This window comes from Leifsonia sp. KNZ13-11D (assembly GCF_056754895.1).
On sequence record NZ_JBPGWU010000001.1, the window covers coordinates 1,134,444 to 1,151,079 of the forward strand.

Genomic DNA, 16,636 nt, shown 5'->3' on the forward strand with positions numbered 1-16,636 from the left:
GCGGCATGGCCGACGGCGACTGGACGATCGAACTGGGTGAGCTCGACGTGAAGATGGGGGTGCGCATCCTGGAGCAGTCCGCCGAGCGGGTCGTCGCGACCATGCCGGTCGAGGGCAACCGCCAGTCGTTCGGGCTGCTGCACGGGGGCGCATCGGTCGCGTTCGCGGAGGCGCTGGGCTCGTGGGCCGCGGTCATCCACGCGGGTCCCGGTCGCAGTGCGGTCGGCGTCGACATCAATGCGACGCACCACCGCGCGGCACGCTCCGGCGTGGTGACCGGGGTCGCGACCGCGATCCGGCTGGGCCGCACCATCGCGTCGCACGAGATCGTCATCACCGACGAGGACGGCAACCGGCTCTGCACGGCGCGCATCACCAACCTCATCGTCGACGCTCCCGGGCGGTAGGGACCGCGGTCCCGTCCTCGTCCCAGAAGAAGAACCCCTGGCCGCTCTTGCGGCCGAGCATCCCCTCGGCGACCATCGTCCGCAGCAGCTCGGGAGGCTCGTAGCGCGGCCCGAGCTCGCGGGCGAGGTACTCGGCGATGTCGAGCCGCACATCCAGCCCCACCAGGTCGGTGAGGCGCAGTGGGCCGACAGGATGCTTGTAGCCGAGCTCCATCGCCGTGTCGATGTCGTCGGGGGTGGCGACGCCCTGCTCGACCATGCGGATCGCCTCCAGCCCGAGCAGCACGCCGAGGCGCGAGGAGGCGAAGCCGGGGGAGTCGCGGACGGTGATCGCTGTCTTGCCGAGCGCGCGCACCCAGCCGGTGGCCGCGTCGGCGGCGCTCGGCGCGGTGGCCGAGCCGAGCACGACCTCCACGAGCGCGGATGCGGGCACCGGGTTGAAGAAGTGCAGCCCGAGGAAGGCGCCGGGACGGGCCAGTCCCTCCGCGAGCACGTCGATCGACAGCGACGACGTGTTCGTGGCGAGCACGGCATCCACGGGCAGCAGGTCTTCGGCGCGGCGTAGCGCCTCGCGCTTCAGGCCGACCAGCTCGGGCACGGCTTCGATCGCCAGCGCGGCGGCGCCGAGCGCCTCCCAGGTGACCGTCACGACCAGCCGGTCGGGGTCGGGAGCCGTGGCTCCGCGGCGGACGCTGCCCTCGACGGCGGCCAGGATGCGGTCCCGCGCCTCGGATGCGGCGGTCGCGTTCTGCTCGACCACGGCCACCTCGGCGCCCGCCATGAGGAACGCGTGCGCGATCCCAGAGCCCATCCGTCCGCCGCCGATCACGGCGACCCGCTCGGGCAACCCTGTCGCGCTCATCGCCTGCTCCTCCGCTCCAGGAACTCGGTCATCCTCCGCCGCTTCTCCGGCGACTCGAACAGCACGGCCTGCGCCTCGCGCTCGGCGACGGGATGCCGCTCGGCCGGCTCGCGCAGTACCTGCTTGGTGAGCCGGGTCGCCAGCGGGTCGTTCGCGGCGATGCGGTCGGCGAGGGCGTGCGCCCCGGCGAGCAGCTCGCCCGGCTCGAACAGGTCGCTGACGAGTCCGGCGTCCAGCGCCTCCTCTCCGGTGAGGATGCGCCCGGTCAGCACCAGCTCGGTGGCGAGCGGCAGGCCCACCAGCTGGGGCAGTCGCCACAGCGCGCCGGCCGCCGCGATGATGCCCAGCCCGGTCTCCGGGTTGCCGATGCGCAGCCGCGGGGTGCCGACGCGCAGGTCGGCCGCATACGCGAGCTCGGCGCCGCCGCCCAGCGCGTACCCGTCGAGGGCGGCGATCACCGGCATCGGGAGGGCCGCGATGCGGGAGAAGATCGTGTCGTTGATGCCGCGCTCGGCGTCGGCGGCGGTGCGTTCACGCAGCTCTGCGATGTCGGCGCCGGACGCGAAGACGCCGTTCGCGCCGGCGAGAATCAGGATGCGCGGCTCGCGCTCCAGCAGCTCGCACACCGCGTGCAGCGCATCCACCATCGCCTGGTCGATCGCGTTGCGCCGCTCAGGGCGGTCGAGGGTCACGACCATCCGGTCGCCCTGCTCCTCGATGCGCAGGCTGTCGCTCATACGGCCTCCACGATCAGCGAGGTGCCCTGGCCGACGCCGACGCACATCGTCGCGAGCCCGCGGCGGGCGCCCTCCCGCTCCATCCGGCCGAGCAGGGTGACCAGGATGCGCGTGCCGCTGGAGCCCAGCGCGTGGCCGAGTGCGATCGCGCCGCCGTCCGCGTTCACCGTCGCCGGGTCGAAGCCCAGGCGGCGGATGCACGCGAGCGCCTGGCTGGCGAACGCCTCGTTGAGCTCGACGGCGCCGAGGTCGGAGACGTCGAGGCCGGCGCGGGCGAGGGCCTTCCGCGTCGCGGGCACGGGGCCCAGCCCCATCACCTCCGGGGCGACCCCGGCGCTCGCCGCGGCGATCACCCGGGCGCGCGGGCGCAGGCCGTAGCGCTCGACCGCGGCGGCGCTCGCCACGAGGATCGCGGACGCTCCGTCGTTGAGCGGGGAGGCGTTGCCTGCGGTGACCACGCTGCCGCCCGCGACGACGGGCTTCAGGCGCGCCAGCGCATCCAGGTCGGTGTCGCGGCGGATTCCCTCGTCGGCGGTGAGCGTTCCGCTCGGCGTCTCGACGGGCAGCAGTTCGTCGTCGAATCGGCCGGCGTCGGCGGCCGCGGCGGCGCGGCGGTGGCTCTGCAGGGCGAAGGCGTCGGCCTCCTCGCGCGTGATCGCGTCGATCCGGGCGACCTCCTCGGCCGTCTCGGGCATCGTGTAGGTGGCCTTGTCGCGGGCGAGCAGTCGTGGGTTGGCGAAGCGCCAGCCGATCGACGTGTCGAACTGCGGCCCGGGCTTCGCCCACGGCCGCTCGGGCTTCGCCTGCACCCAGGGCGCGCGGGTCATCGACTCGACGCCGCCCGCGACGACGAGGTCGGCATCCCCGGCGCGGATCGCCTGCGCGGCCTGGATGACGGCGGTGAGCCCGGAGGCGCACAGCCGGTTGACGGTCACCGCCGGAACCTCGTCGGGCAGCCCGGCGAGGAGGACGGCCATCCGGGCGACGTTTCGGTTGTCCTCGCCGGCCTGGTTCGCGGCGCCGAGGATCACCTCGTCGAGGGCGTCCGCCGGGGCCGCGGCGCGTCGCACCGCCTCGGCGACGACGAGCGCGGCGAGGTCGTCGGGCCGGACGCCCGCCAAGGCGCCGCCGTAGCGGCCGACGGGCGTGCGCACTCCGCCGACGAGGTAGGCCTCCGCCATCGCGCTCTCCCTCGAACCCGAATTACCGAACGAGCGTTCAGCAATTGCATCGTCGCAGAATCGCCGCCCCCGGGCAACCCGGGCGACGGCTCGGGCCGTCGAGGGGTCGCAACACGCCGTTATCCGGCGCGCTTAGCGGCGTGTTGCGACCCCTGGGTGGGGCGTTGTGCGGGCGGGCGCAGCCCGCGCCGGAACGCGGGAGTGGCCGCCGGCGCGGAGGGATGCGGCCTGGCCGGAGCGCGGGGGAGGTGGGTGACAGCTGGGGCGGCTCGCGATCGTAGGTGTGAAACGTTCAAATCTCCGACGCAAGGCGTTGTAGATGGAGCTCCGACCACGGTCGGCTGGAATCTCCTACGGTGGCAGGCGGATCTCCGACGATGGCATGAGGGTCGGGCGCGGAGAGCGCGCCGCAGGCGGACGCGGCTGCGCCATCCTGTGTCGCCCGCCGCCCGCCGGCGTCACCCGGCGCAGCGGGGGTCGCAACACGCCGTTATCCGGCGCGCATAACGGCGTGTTGCGACCCCTCGATGCCGCCGCGGCGGGGACGTCAGCGCAGGTCGTGGTCTTCGAAGACCAGCGACGTCTTCGTGTCCCGGACGGACGGGATGCTCGTCAGCTCCTCCAGCACCACCCGGCGCAGGTCCTCGTTGTCGCGCGCCCGCACCAGCAGGATCACGTCGAAGTCGCCGCCCACGAGCGCGAAATGCTCCACCTCGGGGATGCGCTGCAACCGCTCGCGCAGGTCGTGCCAGTCGGCCTGCTCCACCCGCAGGGTCACGTACGCCGACGACGCGCGGCCGGACCGGCGCGGGTCGACCTTCGCGGTGAAGCCCGTGATCACCCCGTCGGAGACCAGCCGCGACACCCGGGCGTAGGCGTTGGCGCGCGACACGTGCGCCGTCTCCGCCACGGCGGTGATGGAGGCGCGGCCGTCGGCGCGCAGAGCGTCCAGGATGCGTACGTCGATGTCGTCCATGGTGCTGGACAGTCTGTCACTCCCGGCGCCCGGGCGCATCCATTCGTCTCGACTCCGGGTGACCCATAGCGTTCGCCGTCCTGCGAAGTCACCATGAGAGTGAGCGACGTCTTTCGAAGGAGAACAGATGCACGCGGACGATCTGCTGCCCGGCGACACCCCGCTGCGGCTCATCGACCAGGATGGCGCGTCCCACCCGGACGACCGCCACCGGATCCCGTCCACCGACACGATGCTGAACGGCTACCGCCGGCTCGTGCTCGCCCGGCGACTCAACGACCAGGCCGACGCTCTGGTGCGCCAGGGCCGCCTCGCGGTCTATCCGTCGTCGCACGGGCAAGAGGCCTGCCAGGTCGCCGCGGCGATGGTGCTGGATGAGCAGGACTGGCTGTTCCCGACCTACCGCGACACCGTCGCCGTGATCGGCCGCGGCGTCGACCCGTTCGAGGCCTTCGTGCTGCTGCGCGGCGACTGGCACTCCGGGTACGACCCGACCGTGCACCACGTCGCGCCGCAATCCACCCCGCTCGCCACCCAGTTGCTGCACGCCGTCGGTTTCGCGCACGCGGCCCGGCTGCGCGGCGAGGACACGGTGGTACTGGCCATGTGCGGCGACGGCGCGACCAGCGAGGGCGACTTCCACGAGGCGCTCAACTTCGCCGCGGTGTTCCACCTGCCCGTCGTCTTCCTGGTGCAGAACAACGGCTACGCGATCTCGGTGCCGCTCAGCCGGCAGACCGCCGCCCCGAGCATCGCCCACAAGGGCATCGGCTACGGGATGCGCGGCCGCCTGGTCGACGGCAACGACCTGGCCGCCCTGCTTGCGGTGCTCGGCGAGGCGGTGGCGGAGGCGCGCGACGGCGGCGGCCCGACCCTGGTGGAGGCGCTGACGTACCGCATCAAGTCCCACACCAACGCGGACGACGCCACGCGGTACCGCACCGCCGACGAGGTCGAGCCGTGGCTGGCCCGCGACCCGCTGCTCCGGCTGCGGACCTGGCTGACCGCGGAGGGAGCGCTCGGCGAGGGCGACGACGCGGAGGCGCACGCGCACGCCGAACGGGTCGCCGCCGACCTGCGTGCGGCCATCATGACGGATGCGGACCTCCACCCCGAGGACCTCTTCGCCCACGTCTACGCCGCCCTCACCCCGCAGCTGCGGGAGCAGGCGGAGCAGCTGGCCGCCGAGCTCGCGGCCGCCGACGCCACCCACGGCACGGCGGTCGACACCGCCGGCCAGGCCGGCCCGGCCGCCGCATCCACCCCGGCCACCGCATCCACGGCCACCGCATCCACCCCGGCCACCGCATCCACCCCGGCCACCGCATCCACCCCGGCCACCGCATCCACCCCGGCCACCGCATCCACCGCATCCACCCCAGAGACAGCGGAGGTCCCCCGATGACCCTCATGCACGACGCCCCCGCCGAACGGGCAGGATCCGCCACCCCGCCGAACGCCCATCCCGACGCCCCGGTCACCATGACCATGGCGCAGGCCCTTAACCGCGCATTGGCGGACGCCCTGGCCGCCGACCCGTCCGTGCTCGTCTTCGGTGAGGACGTCGGCACCCTCGGCGGCGTCTTCCGGATCACCGACGGCCTCACCGCCCGCTTCGGCGAGAGCCGCTGCTTCGACACCCCGCTCGCCGAGTCCGGCATCGTCGGCACGGCGGTCGGCATGGCGATGAACGGCATGCGCCCGGTCGTGGAGATGCAGTTCGACGCGTTCGCGTATCCCGCGTTCGAGCAGATCGTCGACCACGTCGCCAAGATGGGCAACCGCACCCGCGGGGCCGTCCGGCTGCCGATGGTGATCCGCATCCCGTACGCGGGAGGGATCGGCGGGGTCGAGCACCACTCCGACTCCTCCGAGGCGTACTACGTGCACACGCCGGGGCTGACGGTCGTGTCCCCGGCGACCCCGCAGGACGCGTACGGGATGCTGCGCGCTGCGATCGCGCATCCCGACCCGGTCGTGTTCCTGGAGCCGAAGAAGCTGTACTGGACCACCGGCGAGGTGGACGTGACCGCGCCGCTCCCGGAGCTCGGCCGCGCCCGCGTCGCCCGGGAGGGCGGCGACGCCACCCTGATCGCGTACGGTCCGTCTGTGCCCGTAGCGCTCGCCGCGGCGGAGGCGGCGGCCGAGGAGGGACGCGAGCTCGGCGTCATCGACCTCCGCTCCCTGTCGCCGTTCGACGACGAGACCGTCTGCGCCGCCGTCCGTGCGACCGGCCGGGCCGTCGTCATCGCGGAGGCCCCCGGCTTCGCCGGCGTCGCCGCCGAGGTCGCGGCGCGCGTCTCGGAGCGCTGCTTCCACCACCTGCTCGCGCCCGTCCGGCGGGTGACCGGCTTCGACACCCCGTTCGCGCCGCCGAAGCTCGAGAAGTTCTACCTGCCCGACGTGGACCGCGTGCTGGACGCGGTGGATGCGCTGCAGTGGGAGGACGCGTGACCGCCCGGGTGTTCACCCTCCCTGACCTGGGGGAGGGGCTGACCGACGCCGAGCTGGTGCGCTGGCTGGTCGCCGTCGGGGACACCGTCACCACCGACCAGCCGATCGCCGAGGTCGAGACCGCCAAGTCCGTGGTGGAGGTACCGTCGCCCTACGCCGGGACCGTCGCGGCGCTCCACGGGGAGGAGGGGGAGACCATTCTGGTCGGCGCCCCGCTGATCGAGGTGGAGGAGGCCGCGGCGCCGCAGGAGCGCGCGTCCGGCGGCTCCGGCCAGGTGCTCGTCGGCTACGGCACCACCGCGCACAACGGCCGCCGCAACCGCATCGCGCGCTTCGGGACCATCGCCGCCGACCGTCCGGCAGCGACCGCCGGCCTCGGCGTCGCGTCCCGACCGGCGGGCGTCGTGCCCGTCGTCTCGCCCGTCGTGCGGGCGCTGGCGCGCGCCCACGGGATCGATCTGGCGACGCTCCGTCCGAGCCGTCCCGACGGCGTGGTCACGCGCCGTGATGTGGAGGCCGCTTTCGCGACAGCGCCCGAGACCGCCCGGACGCGTCCGAGCCTCGCCGCCGCGTCGGCGGCGGACGCGCCGCGGCCCGGCGCTGCCGCGCCCGCCGCTGCCGCGCCCGGCGCCACCGACCCGCGCACCGGCCTCGCCGTGCGCAGCACGACTCCGTTCTCCCGGCTCCGCCGCACGGTCGCCGAGACCATGTCCCGCAGCCGCTCCGAGATCCCCGAGGCGACCGTCTGGGTCGACGTGGATGCGACCGAGCTGTGGGAGGGCCGCCGCCGGCTGGTGCGCGGCGGCCGCGCACCCTCGTTCCTCTCGTTCGTGGCGCGCTTCGCCCTGTCGGCGCTCGCACGGCATCCCGAACTCGGCGGACGTGTCGCGCCGGACGGCCAGAGTCTGGTCACCTTCGATGGGGTCAACCTCGGCTTCGCCGCGAACACGGATCGCGGCCTTCTGGTCCCGGTCGTCCGCCGTGCCGACCGCCTGTCGGTACGCGAACTGGACGCCGAGCTGGACCGCCTCGCCCGGGCCGCCCGCGACGGCTCGCTGCCGCCCGCCGACCTCACCGGGTCGACGTTCACGATCAACAATTACGGCAGCCTGGGCGTCGACGGCAGTGCCGCCATCATCAACCACCCCGAGGTGGCGATCCTGGGCCTCGGCCGGGCGATCGAGAGGCCGTGGGTGGTCGACGGCGCGATCGTGCCGCGCCGCATCCTGCAGCTGTCGCTCGTCTTCGACCACCGGGTGACCGACGGCGGAGTGGCCGCGGGGTTCCTGCGCGAGGTGGCGGACGCGATCGAGTCGCCGCTCGGCGCGCTCGCCGACGCTCCCGGACCGGCGGGCGGCCCGGCGTAAGGTGACGGCATGAGCGACAAGAAGAACGACGACCGAGACCTCACAGAGGAGAAGGAGGTCGCGCCCGAGGAGAACATCGACTGGCTGCCGCAGCCGGAGCCGACCGACGGCGAGGCGCCCGCCCCCTGAGCGGACCCCCGGCGACAGACCCGGCGACAGACCCCGGCCCCAGGCCTCCGGGCCCGGCCAAGTCCCCGGGCTTAGGGTAGGAGGAGTGACCCCTCGCTCCCTCCCGCTGTGGCTCGCTCTCGTCTTCGCGGTGCTGTGCGGTGGTCTCGTCGCGGTGCAGTCGCGGATCAACGGCGAACTCGGCAGCCGGCTCGGCGACGGGTTCACGGCCGCCGCCATCTCGTTCGGGTCGGGCCTCGTCATCCTCACCGTCGGACTGGCCGTCGCTCCCGCGGGCCGTCGCGGCCTCGCCCGGGTGCGGGACGCGCTGCGAGCCCACCGCATCCGCTGGTGGTACGTGTGCGGCGGTGCGGCGGGGTCGTTCCTGGTGCTCTCGCAGGGACTCGCGGCCGCCGCCCTCGGCGTCGCGCTGTTCACCGTCGCGGTGGTCGCCGGTCAGACGATCAGCGGCCTGGTGCTCGACCGCGTGGGCATCGGCCCCGGCGGCCGTCGCCCGCTGACCGCCGCACGCCTGGTCGGCGCCGTGCTCGCGCTGGGAGCGGTGACCTGGGCGGTCTCCGCGCAGTTCGGCGGTAGTGCGCCCGTCTGGCTGATGATCCTGCCGTTCATCGCGGGCCTTGGAACCGGCTGGCAGCAGGCGGTCAACGGCCAGGTGCGCCACGTCGCCGACAGCGCCCTCAGCGCCACCTTCATCAACTTCGCCGTCGGGACGACCGTGCTGCTCGTCCTGATGCTCGGGCACTGGGCGATGGTCGGGCTGCCGAAGCAGGTGCCGACCGAGCCGTGGCTCTACATCGGCGGCGCGATCGGCTGCGTCTTCATCGGTGTCACCGCGCTGCTCGTGCGGCAGACCGGTGTGCTGCTGCTGGGACTCGCGACCGTCGCCGGTCAGCTGGTGGCCGCGCTCCTGCTCGATCTGCTGCTCCCGACGAGCACGCACGCGCTGGCGTTCTCGACCATCGGCGGAACACTTCTCGCGATCGTCGCCGTCGCGATCGCCAGCATCCGCTGGGGCTGGCGGCGGACGCCGGCCTGACCGGCCGGGACGCCCGCCCACTCAGTCCAGGACGGAGAGGAACCGCTCCGGGTCGAGCGAGGTGCGGTGCCCCTCCTTGCTGTCCGCGGGGATGCCGCCCACGTACAGCCAGCCGAGCAGCCGCTCGTTCTTCGCGAGCCCGTGCATCCGGTGCACCGCCTTCGAGCGGGTGTGGTGGCCGGTGCGCCACATCACGCCCCATCCGGCGTCGTGCAGCAGCAGGCTCAGGATGTGCGCGACGCCCGAGGCGACTGCGTCCTGCTCCCAGCCGGGCACCTTCTCGCTCTTCGTCCGCACCGCCACGATGGCCAGCAGAAGAGAGGAGCGCAACGGCTTGGCGGCCAGCTTCTCGGCCTCGTGACCGGTGGCCTTCGCATCCCGGACGAACGCCTCGCCCAGCCGCTGCCGGGCCTCGCCGCGCACCTCGATGATGCGCCAGGGGTGCAGCGCGCTGTGATCGGCGACGCGTCCCGCCGCAGCCACCAGCGGCAGCAGCTCCTCGTGCGTCGGGGCGTCGGGAGTCACCCGCGAGTAGGAGCGGCGGGCCGCCACCCGGCGGGGCAGGTCTGCGCCACCGGCATCGAGGGCGTCGCCGCCCGCCGTGACGGTCGCGCCTTCGCTCATCAGGCTTCCGGGGTGAAGTTCAGCGAGATCGAGTTCATGCAGTAGCGGTCGCCGGTCGGCGTGCCGAAGCCGTCCGGGAAGACGTGTCCGAGGTGAGAGCCGCAGTCGGCGCAGCGCACCTCGGTGCGCACCATCCCGAGGCTGGTGTCCTCGAGCAGCTCCACCGCCTCCGGGCGGACCGACTCGTAGAAGCTCGGCCAGCCGCAGCCGGAGTCGAACTTGGTGCCGGCGGCGAAGAGCTCGGCGCCGCACGCCGCGCAGGTGTAGAGGCCTGCCCGGCTCTCGTCCAGCAGCTCGCCGGTCCAGGGACGCTCGGTGCCCGCCTCGCGCAGCACCGCGTACTGCTCCGGGGTCAGCTCCCGACGCCAGTCGTCCTCGCTCTTCGTGACCTGATAGCCGTCCTGCCTCGTGCCGTCGTGTGCCATGCCACTCCCTTTCGTCGTCACCAGGGTAAACGGCGTTCCTGAACCGGCTGTTCCCGATCCGGCGGCCCGGCGCGCGAACCGCGACGTGCCGAGCGGGAACGGGAAAACCACAGGACCAGCGCCCTAGGATGACGTGCGAGCGCGGGGCGCGCCGGCACGCCGGTGGGCCCGGCATCCGTGACGAGGGAAGGCGGTGAGCGTGGCCCGGTCAGCCGACGGGCGGCCCGCCGCCGACCGCGATCCCGCGGACACGGAACAGCTGAGCGATCGGGATGCCGCGATCCTCGCGTTCGAACGCCAATGGTGGCGGCACGCCGGAGCCAAGGAGCAGGCCATCCGCGAGGAGTTCGGTCTCTCGGCGGCTCGGTATTATCAGTTGCTCGGTGCGCTGATCGACCGTCCGGCGGCGCTGCGCCACGACCCCATGCTCGTCAAGAGGCTGCTGCGGCTCCGCGAGGCGAGGCTGGCCGCACGCCACGCACGGACCCTCCCGTCCGGCGACTGACCCCCAAGGACCACACTCCCCGATGGCAGAGAAGTTCCCCCGCGACCGGTTCGACGAGATCCCGGACGACTTGACGCGCGTCGGCGCGCACCGGGCACCCCGTCCCCGCGGGCGTGGCTGGGTGGCCGTCGGCTGGGCCGCCCTGGCCACCGTCGTCCTCGTCGGCGCCGGCATCTTCGGCCTGTCGCTCGTCAACGGCAGCATCTCGTTCCACGGTGGGGGCGCCTCCGCGTCCCGCACCGCGTCCACGACGCCGACACCGACCGCGTCGCCGACACCGACCATCGTCCCGACGGTGAACCCCGCGCTGACGGTCAACGTGTTGAACGGCACCACCCGGGAGGGACTGGCCGGCACGGTCGGCGACGTGCTCACCAAGGCGGGCTGGAAGGTCGGCGCCCTCGCGAACGCCGACAAGACCGACCTGGCGGAGACCATCGTCTACTACGGCGACCCTGCGAACCAGGCCGCCGCTCTCGGCGTCGCGCAGGCGCTCCCCGGCGCGACCATCCAGCAGAGCACGGCGTTCTCCGACACGGGCGCCGATATCACCGTCGTGGTGGGCGCGAACTACGCCGGCTGAGCGGCCGCGAGCGCCGTCCGCTCCTCTTTGTTACGCACGTGTTTAACTTTGGCGGCTTTTCGATACGGATTCGCGAAAACGCTGGCGCCGCCCCGTATTGCACGCATTAGGATCGCACTCAACGTGCGGCGATGGACCGTGCGAGCGACACAGCAATGGGAGTAATGCATGGCGAACGGGACCGTGAAGTGGTTCAACGCTGAGAAGGGCTACGGCTTCATCACCGTCGAAGGTGGGGGACAGGACGTTTTCGTTCATTACTCCGCGATTGACATGGCGGGATACAAGGTTCTCGAAGAGGGCCAGCAGGTCGTATTCGAGGTCGGCTCCGGGCAAAAGGGCCCGCAGGCCGAATCGGTCCGACTGGCCTGACACCGATCCAGCAGTAAAAGGAGCGCCGTCCCGCGAGGGGCGGCGCTCCGCCGTTCCCCTGGCTCCACCGCGCGCGCCTTGCACTCGACCGCCACGAGTGCCAGAATCTGTTTAGCACTCCATCTGTCTGAGTGCTAAACACGGAATCTTTCGCAGACGTCCGGGAGGGACGAGAAACACATGGCAAAGATCATTGCTTTCGACGAGGACGCGCGTCGCGGCCTCGAGCGCGGCCTGAACACCCTGGCCGACACGGTCAAGGTGACCCTGGGCCCGCGTGGTCGCAACGTCGTCCTCGAGAAGAAGTGGGGCGCCCCGACCATCACGAACGACGGCGTCTCCATCGCGAAGGAGATCGAGCTCGACGACCCGTACGAGAAGATCGGCGCGGAGCTCGTCAAGGAGGTCGCGAAGAAGACCGACGACGTCGCGGGTGACGGAACCACCACCGCGACCGTGCTCGCTCAGGCCCTGGTCAAGGAGGGCCTGCGCAACGTCGCGGCCGGCGCCGACCCCATCACGCTGAAGCGCGGCATCGAGAAGGCCGTCGCGGCTGTGACCGAGGAGCTCATCGCCTCCGCCAAGGAGGTCGAGACCAAGGAGGAGATCGCGGCCACCGCGTCCATCTCCGCCGGCGACACCACCATCGGCGAGATCATCGCCGAGGCGATCGACAAGGTCGGCAAGGAGGGCGTCGTCACCGTCGAGGAGTCGAACACCTTCGGCACCGAGCTCGAGCTCACCGAGGGCATGCGCTTCGACAAGGGCTTCCTGTCGCAGTACTTCGTGACCGACCAGGACCGCCAGGAGGCAGTCTTCGAAGACCCGTACATCCTCATCGCGAACCAGAAGATCAGCAACATCAAGGACCTTCTGCCGATCGTCGACAAGGTCATCCAGGCCAACAAGCCGCTCCTCATCATCGCTGAGGACGTCGACGGCGAGGCCCTGGCGACCCTGATCGTCAACAAGATCCGCGGCATCTTCAAGTCCGTCGCCGTCAAGGCCCCGGGCTTCGGCGACCGCCGCAAGGCCATGCTGCAGGACATCGCGATCCTGACCGGCGGCCAGGTCATCTCCGAGGAGGTCGGTCTCAAGCTGGAGAACGTCACCCTCGACCTGCTCGGCCAGGCCCGCAAGGTCGTCATCACCAAGGACGAGACCACGATCGTCGAGGGCGCGGGCGACCCCGAGGCCATCGCCGGCCGCGTGCAGCAGATCCGCAACGAGATCGAGTCGACCGACTCGGACTACGACCGCGAGAAGCTGCAGGAGCGTCTCGCCAAGCTCGCCGGCGGCGTCGCCGTCATCAAGGCGGGTGCGGCCACCGAGGTCGAGCTGAAGGAGCGCAAGCACCGCATCGAGGACGCCGTGCGCAACGCGAAGGCCGCCGTCGAGGAGGGCATCGTCGCCGGTGGTGGCGTCGCCCTCATCCAGGCCGGCAAGACCGCCTTCGAGAAGCTCCAGCTGACCGGTGACGAGGCGACGGGTGCGAACATCGTCAAGGTCGCCATCGAGGCTCCGCTGAAGCAGATCGCGATCAACGCGGGCCTCGAGGCCGGCGTCGTCGTCGAGAAGGTCCGCAACCTCCCGGTGGGCCACGGCCTCAACGCCGCCACCGGCGAGTACGTCGACATGCTCGCCTCGGGCATCAACGACCCGGTGAAGGTCACCCGCTCGGCGCTGCAGAACGCCGCATCCATCGCGGGCCTGTTCCTCACCACCGAGGCCGTCGTCGCCGACAAGCCGGAGAAGAACCCGGCGCCGGTCGGCGACCCGGGCGCCGGCATGGACTTCTGAGTCCGGTCCGACCGACTGACAGAGGGCGTCTCCCTTCGGGGAGGCGCCCTCTTCTGTTTTCCGCGGGAAGCCGTCGACGGTATCCGGGTCAGCTCTCGTCCGCGAGCTCTCCGATCGGGTGCCGCGCCTTGCGAAACGGACTGACCGCCAGGAAGCCTGTCACCACCACGATCCCGACGATGGCGATCCACATCGTCGGCCGGAACCCGATCCAGGTCGCGAGCAGACCGCCGATCGGGGCGCCGATCACGATCATCGCGCGGTTGCCGGACCGCATCGTCGTGTTCGTCCTGGCCTGCAGCTCGTCGGGCGTCACGGCCTGGCGGTAGCCCATCTCGTTGGCGTTGCTCAGGCCCAGGCCGAGGCCGTAGAAGCTCTGACCGGCGGTGAGCACGACGACGATGAGCCACGGATCGATGGACGCCGGCGAGAGGGCGATGACGCACCAGCCGATCGCCATGATCAGGTTGCTCGCGATCACGGCGTAGCCTGCTCCCCACCGGATCCCGGCCCGCTGCGAGAGGGCGCTTCCGATGAGAGCCGCCACCCCGGCGCCTGCGAGAGCGATCCCGAGCTGGAACGGGTTGAGATGCAGCCCGATCAGCACGAAGGGGGTGAACGCGGTGGTGAGGATCCCGGTGAACAGGAACCAGCCATGCGAGCCGAAGGCCATCGGGCCGAGCATGCGGTGGCGGTACACCCAGCGGAGGCCTTCGGCGATCTCCGCACGCAGCCGTCGCGGGGGAGCGTCCGGCGGGACGGGTTCCTCGACGCGCATGCGCCAGATCGCGACGGCGGAGAAGAGATAGGAGGCGGCATCGATGAGGATCGCGAAGGCCGCTCCGACCGCGGCGACCAGAGCGCCGGCGACCACCGGACCGCTCGTCTGGGCGATCGCGTCGCTCTGATCGGTTCGGGCGTGGGCGGCGACGAGGGCGCGACGCGGCACGATCCGGGGGAGCAGGGACTGGGAGGCGGCGTCGCCGACCAGCGAGAGCACGCCCACTCCGACGACCACCACCAGCAACGCAGGGATGCTCAGCCGGCCCAGCACGAAGAGAAGCGGGACACCGGCGAGCAGGACCGCTCGCCCGAGATCGGCGCCGATGAGCAGGGGCTTCCGCCGGCGCCGGTCGACGAGCGCCCCGGCGACCAGGCCGAGCGCGAGGTACGGCAGCCACCGGGCGGCGTTGAGCAGTCCGACGTCGAACGCGTTGCCGGCCAGATCGACGAGCACGAGCACCTGGAGCGCGACCATCGTGATGGCGGTGCCGAAGCCCGAGACCGTGTACGAGGCCCAGTAGTCGAGGAACCCGCGGAGCCGGAAGACGTCACGCCTTTGCGGATCCGACATCACGCTCCTTCGCTGGTCCGACCCAGGCTAGCCGACGACCAGCAATCGCAACCGGCGCCGCTGAGGCAGGAGCGGCGTCGCGCGCTACGGCGTGCCCGGGTTCGGCGCCGCGGCGGAGGCCGCCAGCGGGAGGGAGACGCGGAAGGTCGCGCCGCCGCCCTCGGTGTCGACCACGTCGACCGTGCCGTTGTGGGCCGCGACGATCGACGAGACGATCGCCAGCCCGAGTCCGCTTCCGCCGGTCTCACGGGCGCGCGAGGTGTCGGCGCGCCAGAAGCGCTGGAAGATCTTTTCGCGGATTTGCGGAGGGATGCCCTCGCCGTGGTCGCGCACCTCCAGCGTCGCGCGCTCGGTGCGGTGGTCGACGCGCACGGCGATCTCGATCGGGCTCCCCTCCGGCGTGTAGCGGAGCGCGTTGCCCATCAGGTTGGTGACCACCTGGCGGAGCTTGTTCTCCTCGGCCATGACGATCGCCGGCTCCGAGGGCGCAGGGCGCGTCAGCACGACGCGCTCGCTGGTCGTGATCGGCAGGGGCTCGGTCACGGTGCCGCGCCGGGGGCGTCCGCGGCGCAGGCGGGCGAGAGCCGACCCCGCGAAGGCGATCGGACCCGTGGCGTTCGACGGGCGGCCGTTGGCGTCCGCGAACGTCATCGGCACGGTGTCGACGCCCGGCTCCTCCAGCTCGTCCTCGTCCGGGACGGCGGGCTCGGGCACGAGCACGGTCACGACCCGGCCCGGGGAGCCGGCCATCGCATCCATCGCCGCGTCCTGCGCGATCTTCACCAGATCGACCCGGTGCAGGTCGAGCGGCTTCGTCTCGTCGAGGCGGGCGAGCTCCAGGAGGTCCTCCACCAGGATGCCCATGCGGATCGCCTCCTTCTCGATGCGGTCCATCGCCTGGGCGACATCCTCCGGCGTCTGCAGGGCGCCCATCCGGTACAGCTCGGCGTAGCCGCGCACCGACACCAGCGGTGTGCGCAACTCGTGGGACGCGTCGCCGACGAACCGCCGCATCTGCTCGATCGTGCGGGCGCGGTCCGTGAAGGCCCGGTCGATCCGGTTCAGCATGGTGTTGAGGGAGCGGTTGAGGCGGCCGACCTCGGTGTTCGGCGTCGCCCCGCCGAGGCGCTGGCTGAAGTCGCCGTCCGCGATCGCCGCCGCCGTCTGCTCCACTTCGCGCAGCGGCGAGAACGTCGTGGTCACGAGCATCCGGGTGAGCCCGGCGCCGACGACGATGACGATGACTCCGAAGCCGAGGAAGATCGCGAGGAAGCTCGCCATCACGGTGTCGATCTGGGAGGTCGTCGTCGCCACGATCGCGGTCGCCAGCTCGCCGCTTCCCAACGTCTGCGTGGTGGCGAGTGCCCGGTACGTGATGCGGCCGTCGTTGCTCGGGAGGTAGAAGCCTCCCGGAGCCATGTTCTTGGCCTCCGCGACGGTCAGGCTGTTGGGGATGGTGGGACGGTGCGCGTACGGGATGTTGTTCCAGTTGTGCGTGACGAGGTGGCCGTCCGAGTCGTAGAGGGCGGCGAAGTAGTCCGACGGGCTCGCGTCGGTGGCGATCTGGTCGGCGCTTGACGACGTCTTGAACAGGTACGTGTTCAGGTACGACGCGCCCGAGGCCGCCGAGAGCTGTGCATCCAGCTGGTCGAGCAGCACCGGCTTGAGCATCGACATCGTGCCGATGCCTGTCACGAGCAGTCCCAGCGTCAGCATGAGCACGGTCACGCCCGTGATCTTCGTGCGGAGGGAGATCGCGTTCCAGCGGTCGAGCAGGCGTGAGTGCATCAGGCCGTCAGTCTATGCAGGGGATGCTGTGCCGGG

Annotated in this window: 17 protein-coding genes; 9 read left to right on the top strand and 8 right to left on the bottom strand. The window is 71.9% G+C overall.

The window, feature by feature from the left end:
• Window positions 1-5 precede the first annotated feature (5 nt).
• Window positions 6-407 (top strand): PaaI family thioesterase, encoded by a 402-nt coding sequence (locus ACR9Y5_RS05750; RefSeq protein ID WP_089876846.1) that lies wholly within the window; start codon window positions 6-8, stop codon window positions 405-407.
• On the opposite strand, the gene ACR9Y5_RS05755 is transcribed toward ACR9Y5_RS05750, so the two are convergent.
• The 4 genes from ACR9Y5_RS05755 to ACR9Y5_RS05770 form a co-directional block, all read right to left on the bottom strand.
• Window positions 382-1,269, bottom strand: coding sequence for a 3-hydroxyacyl-CoA dehydrogenase family protein (locus tag ACR9Y5_RS05755; protein ID WP_481297061.1), 888 nt, complete (start codon window positions 1,267-1,269; stop codon window positions 382-384). The genes ACR9Y5_RS05750 and ACR9Y5_RS05755 overlap by 26 nt on opposite strands.
• Window positions 1,266-2,006, bottom strand: coding sequence for an enoyl-CoA hydratase/isomerase family protein (locus ACR9Y5_RS05760; protein ID WP_481297062.1), 741 nt, complete (start codon window positions 2,004-2,006; stop codon window positions 1,266-1,268). The genes ACR9Y5_RS05755 and ACR9Y5_RS05760 overlap by 4 nt, the downstream gene beginning before the upstream one ends.
• Window positions 2,003-3,187 (bottom strand): thiolase family protein, encoded by a 1,185-nt coding sequence (locus ACR9Y5_RS05765; protein WP_481297063.1) that lies wholly within the window; start codon window positions 3,185-3,187, stop codon window positions 2,003-2,005. The genes ACR9Y5_RS05760 and ACR9Y5_RS05765 overlap by 4 nt, the downstream gene beginning before the upstream one ends.
• Window positions 3,188-3,734: 547 nt before the next feature.
• A complete protein-coding gene (locus ACR9Y5_RS05770; protein ID WP_481297064.1) occupies window positions 3,735-4,163 on the bottom strand; it encodes an Lrp/AsnC family transcriptional regulator in 429 nt (142 codons plus the stop codon).
• A 127-nt stretch (window positions 4,164-4,290) separates the two neighbouring features.
• Here ACR9Y5_RS05770 and pdhA point away from each other — a divergent pair, with 127 nt between their 5' ends.
• The 4 genes from pdhA (at window position 4,291) to ACR9Y5_RS05790 (ending at window position 9,149) form a co-directional block, all read left to right on the top strand.
• Entirely contained in the window at window positions 4,291-5,568 is a 1,278-nt protein-coding gene (gene pdhA / locus ACR9Y5_RS05775; protein WP_481297065.1) for a pyruvate dehydrogenase (acetyl-transferring) E1 component subunit alpha, read from the top strand.
• On the top strand, window positions 5,565-6,617 hold the full coding sequence (locus ACR9Y5_RS05780) for an alpha-ketoacid dehydrogenase subunit beta (protein ID WP_481297066.1): 1,053 nt from the start codon (window positions 5,565-5,567) through the stop codon (window positions 6,615-6,617). The genes pdhA and ACR9Y5_RS05780 overlap by 4 nt, the downstream gene beginning before the upstream one ends.
• On the top strand, window positions 6,614-7,984 hold the full coding sequence (locus ACR9Y5_RS05785; protein WP_481297067.1) for a dihydrolipoamide acetyltransferase family protein: 1,371 nt from the start codon (window positions 6,614-6,616) through the stop codon (window positions 7,982-7,984). The genes ACR9Y5_RS05780 and ACR9Y5_RS05785 overlap by 4 nt, the downstream gene beginning before the upstream one ends.
• A 214-nt stretch (window positions 7,985-8,198) precedes the next feature.
• Window positions 8,199-9,149, top strand: a complete 951-nt coding sequence (locus ACR9Y5_RS05790) for a DMT family transporter (protein ID WP_481297068.1) — start codon at window positions 8,199-8,201, stop codon at window positions 9,147-9,149.
• 21 nt (window positions 9,150-9,170) lie between these two features.
• Here ACR9Y5_RS05790 and ACR9Y5_RS05795 read toward each other — a convergent pair whose 3' ends face one another.
• Window positions 9,171-9,773, bottom strand: a complete 603-nt coding sequence (locus tag ACR9Y5_RS05795; RefSeq protein ID WP_481297069.1) for a nitroreductase family protein — start codon at window positions 9,771-9,773, stop codon at window positions 9,171-9,173.
• Window positions 9,773-10,198, bottom strand: a complete 426-nt coding sequence (gene msrB, locus ACR9Y5_RS05800) for a peptide-methionine (R)-S-oxide reductase MsrB (protein WP_481297070.1) — start codon at window positions 10,196-10,198, stop codon at window positions 9,773-9,775. Before msrB ends, ACR9Y5_RS05795 begins: the two co-directional genes overlap by 1 nt.
• Before the next feature lie 193 nt (window positions 10,199-10,391).
• Between msrB and ACR9Y5_RS05805 the strand changes: the two genes are divergently transcribed.
• From ACR9Y5_RS05805 to groL, 4 genes are all read left to right on the top strand, one after another.
• Window positions 10,392-10,703, top strand: a complete 312-nt coding sequence (locus tag ACR9Y5_RS05805) for a DUF3263 domain-containing protein (protein WP_481297071.1) — start codon at window positions 10,392-10,394, stop codon at window positions 10,701-10,703.
• 22 nt (window positions 10,704-10,725) lie between these two features.
• On the top strand, window positions 10,726-11,286 hold the full coding sequence (locus ACR9Y5_RS05810) for a LytR C-terminal domain-containing protein (protein ID WP_481297072.1): 561 nt from the start codon (window positions 10,726-10,728) through the stop codon (window positions 11,284-11,286).
• Window positions 11,287-11,454: 168 nt separating this feature from the next.
• Entirely contained in the window at window positions 11,455-11,658 is a 204-nt protein-coding gene (locus ACR9Y5_RS05815; RefSeq protein ID WP_115695343.1) for a cold-shock protein, read from the top strand.
• 180 nt (window positions 11,659-11,838) lie between these two features.
• Complete coding sequence (gene groL, locus ACR9Y5_RS05820) at window positions 11,839-13,458, top strand: chaperonin GroEL (protein ID WP_481297073.1); 1,620 nt, start codon at window positions 11,839-11,841, stop codon at window positions 13,456-13,458.
• An 88-nt stretch (window positions 13,459-13,546) separates the two neighbouring features.
• On the opposite strand, the gene ACR9Y5_RS05825 is transcribed toward groL, so the two are convergent.
• Window positions 13,547-14,812, bottom strand: coding sequence for an MFS transporter (locus tag ACR9Y5_RS05825; RefSeq protein ID WP_481297074.1), 1,266 nt, complete (start codon window positions 14,810-14,812; stop codon window positions 13,547-13,549).
• Window positions 14,813-14,896: 84 nt separating this feature from the next.
• On the bottom strand, window positions 14,897-16,600 hold the full coding sequence (locus tag ACR9Y5_RS05830; RefSeq protein ID WP_481297075.1) for a sensor histidine kinase: 1,704 nt from the start codon (window positions 16,598-16,600) through the stop codon (window positions 14,897-14,899).
• Between the last annotated feature and the right edge of the window lie 36 nt (window positions 16,601-16,636).

Coding starts and splice junctions, on each gene's coding strand:
- groL (WP_481297073.1), top strand. CDS start 11,839: ATGGCAAAGATCATTGCTTTCGACGAGGACGCGCGTCGCGGCCTCGAG.
- msrB (WP_481297070.1), bottom strand. CDS start 10,198: ATGGCACACGACGGCACGAGGCAGGACGGCTATCAGGTCACGAAGAGC.
- pdhA (WP_481297065.1), top strand. CDS start 4,291: ATGCACGCGGACGATCTGCTGCCCGGCGACACCCCGCTGCGGCTCATC.
- ACR9Y5_RS05815 (WP_115695343.1), top strand. CDS start 11,455: ATGGCGAACGGGACCGTGAAGTGGTTCAACGCTGAGAAGGGCTACGGC.
- ACR9Y5_RS05760 (WP_481297062.1), bottom strand. CDS start 2,006: ATGAGCGACAGCCTGCGCATCGAGGAGCAGGGCGACCGGATGGTCGTG.
- ACR9Y5_RS05770 (WP_481297064.1), bottom strand. CDS start 4,163: ATGGACGACATCGACGTACGCATCCTGGACGCTCTGCGCGCCGACGGC.
- ACR9Y5_RS05765 (WP_481297063.1), bottom strand. CDS start 3,187: ATGGCGGAGGCCTACCTCGTCGGCGGAGTGCGCACGCCCGTCGGCCGC.
- ACR9Y5_RS05755 (WP_481297061.1), bottom strand. CDS start 1,269: ATGAGCGCGACAGGGTTGCCCGAGCGGGTCGCCGTGATCGGCGGCGGA.
- ACR9Y5_RS05825 (WP_481297074.1), bottom strand. CDS start 14,812: ATGTCGGATCCGCAAAGGCGTGACGTCTTCCGGCTCCGCGGGTTCCTC.
- ACR9Y5_RS05810 (WP_481297072.1), top strand. CDS start 10,726: ATGGCAGAGAAGTTCCCCCGCGACCGGTTCGACGAGATCCCGGACGAC.
- ACR9Y5_RS05795 (WP_481297069.1), bottom strand. CDS start 9,773: ATGAGCGAAGGCGCGACCGTCACGGCGGGCGGCGACGCCCTCGATGCC.
- ACR9Y5_RS05830 (WP_481297075.1), bottom strand. CDS start 16,600: ATGCACTCACGCCTGCTCGACCGCTGGAACGCGATCTCCCTCCGCACG.
- ACR9Y5_RS05750 (WP_089876846.1), top strand. CDS start 6: ATGGCCGACGGCGACTGGACGATCGAACTGGGTGAGCTCGACGTGAAG.
- ACR9Y5_RS05780 (WP_481297066.1), top strand. CDS start 5,565: ATGACCCTCATGCACGACGCCCCCGCCGAACGGGCAGGATCCGCCACC.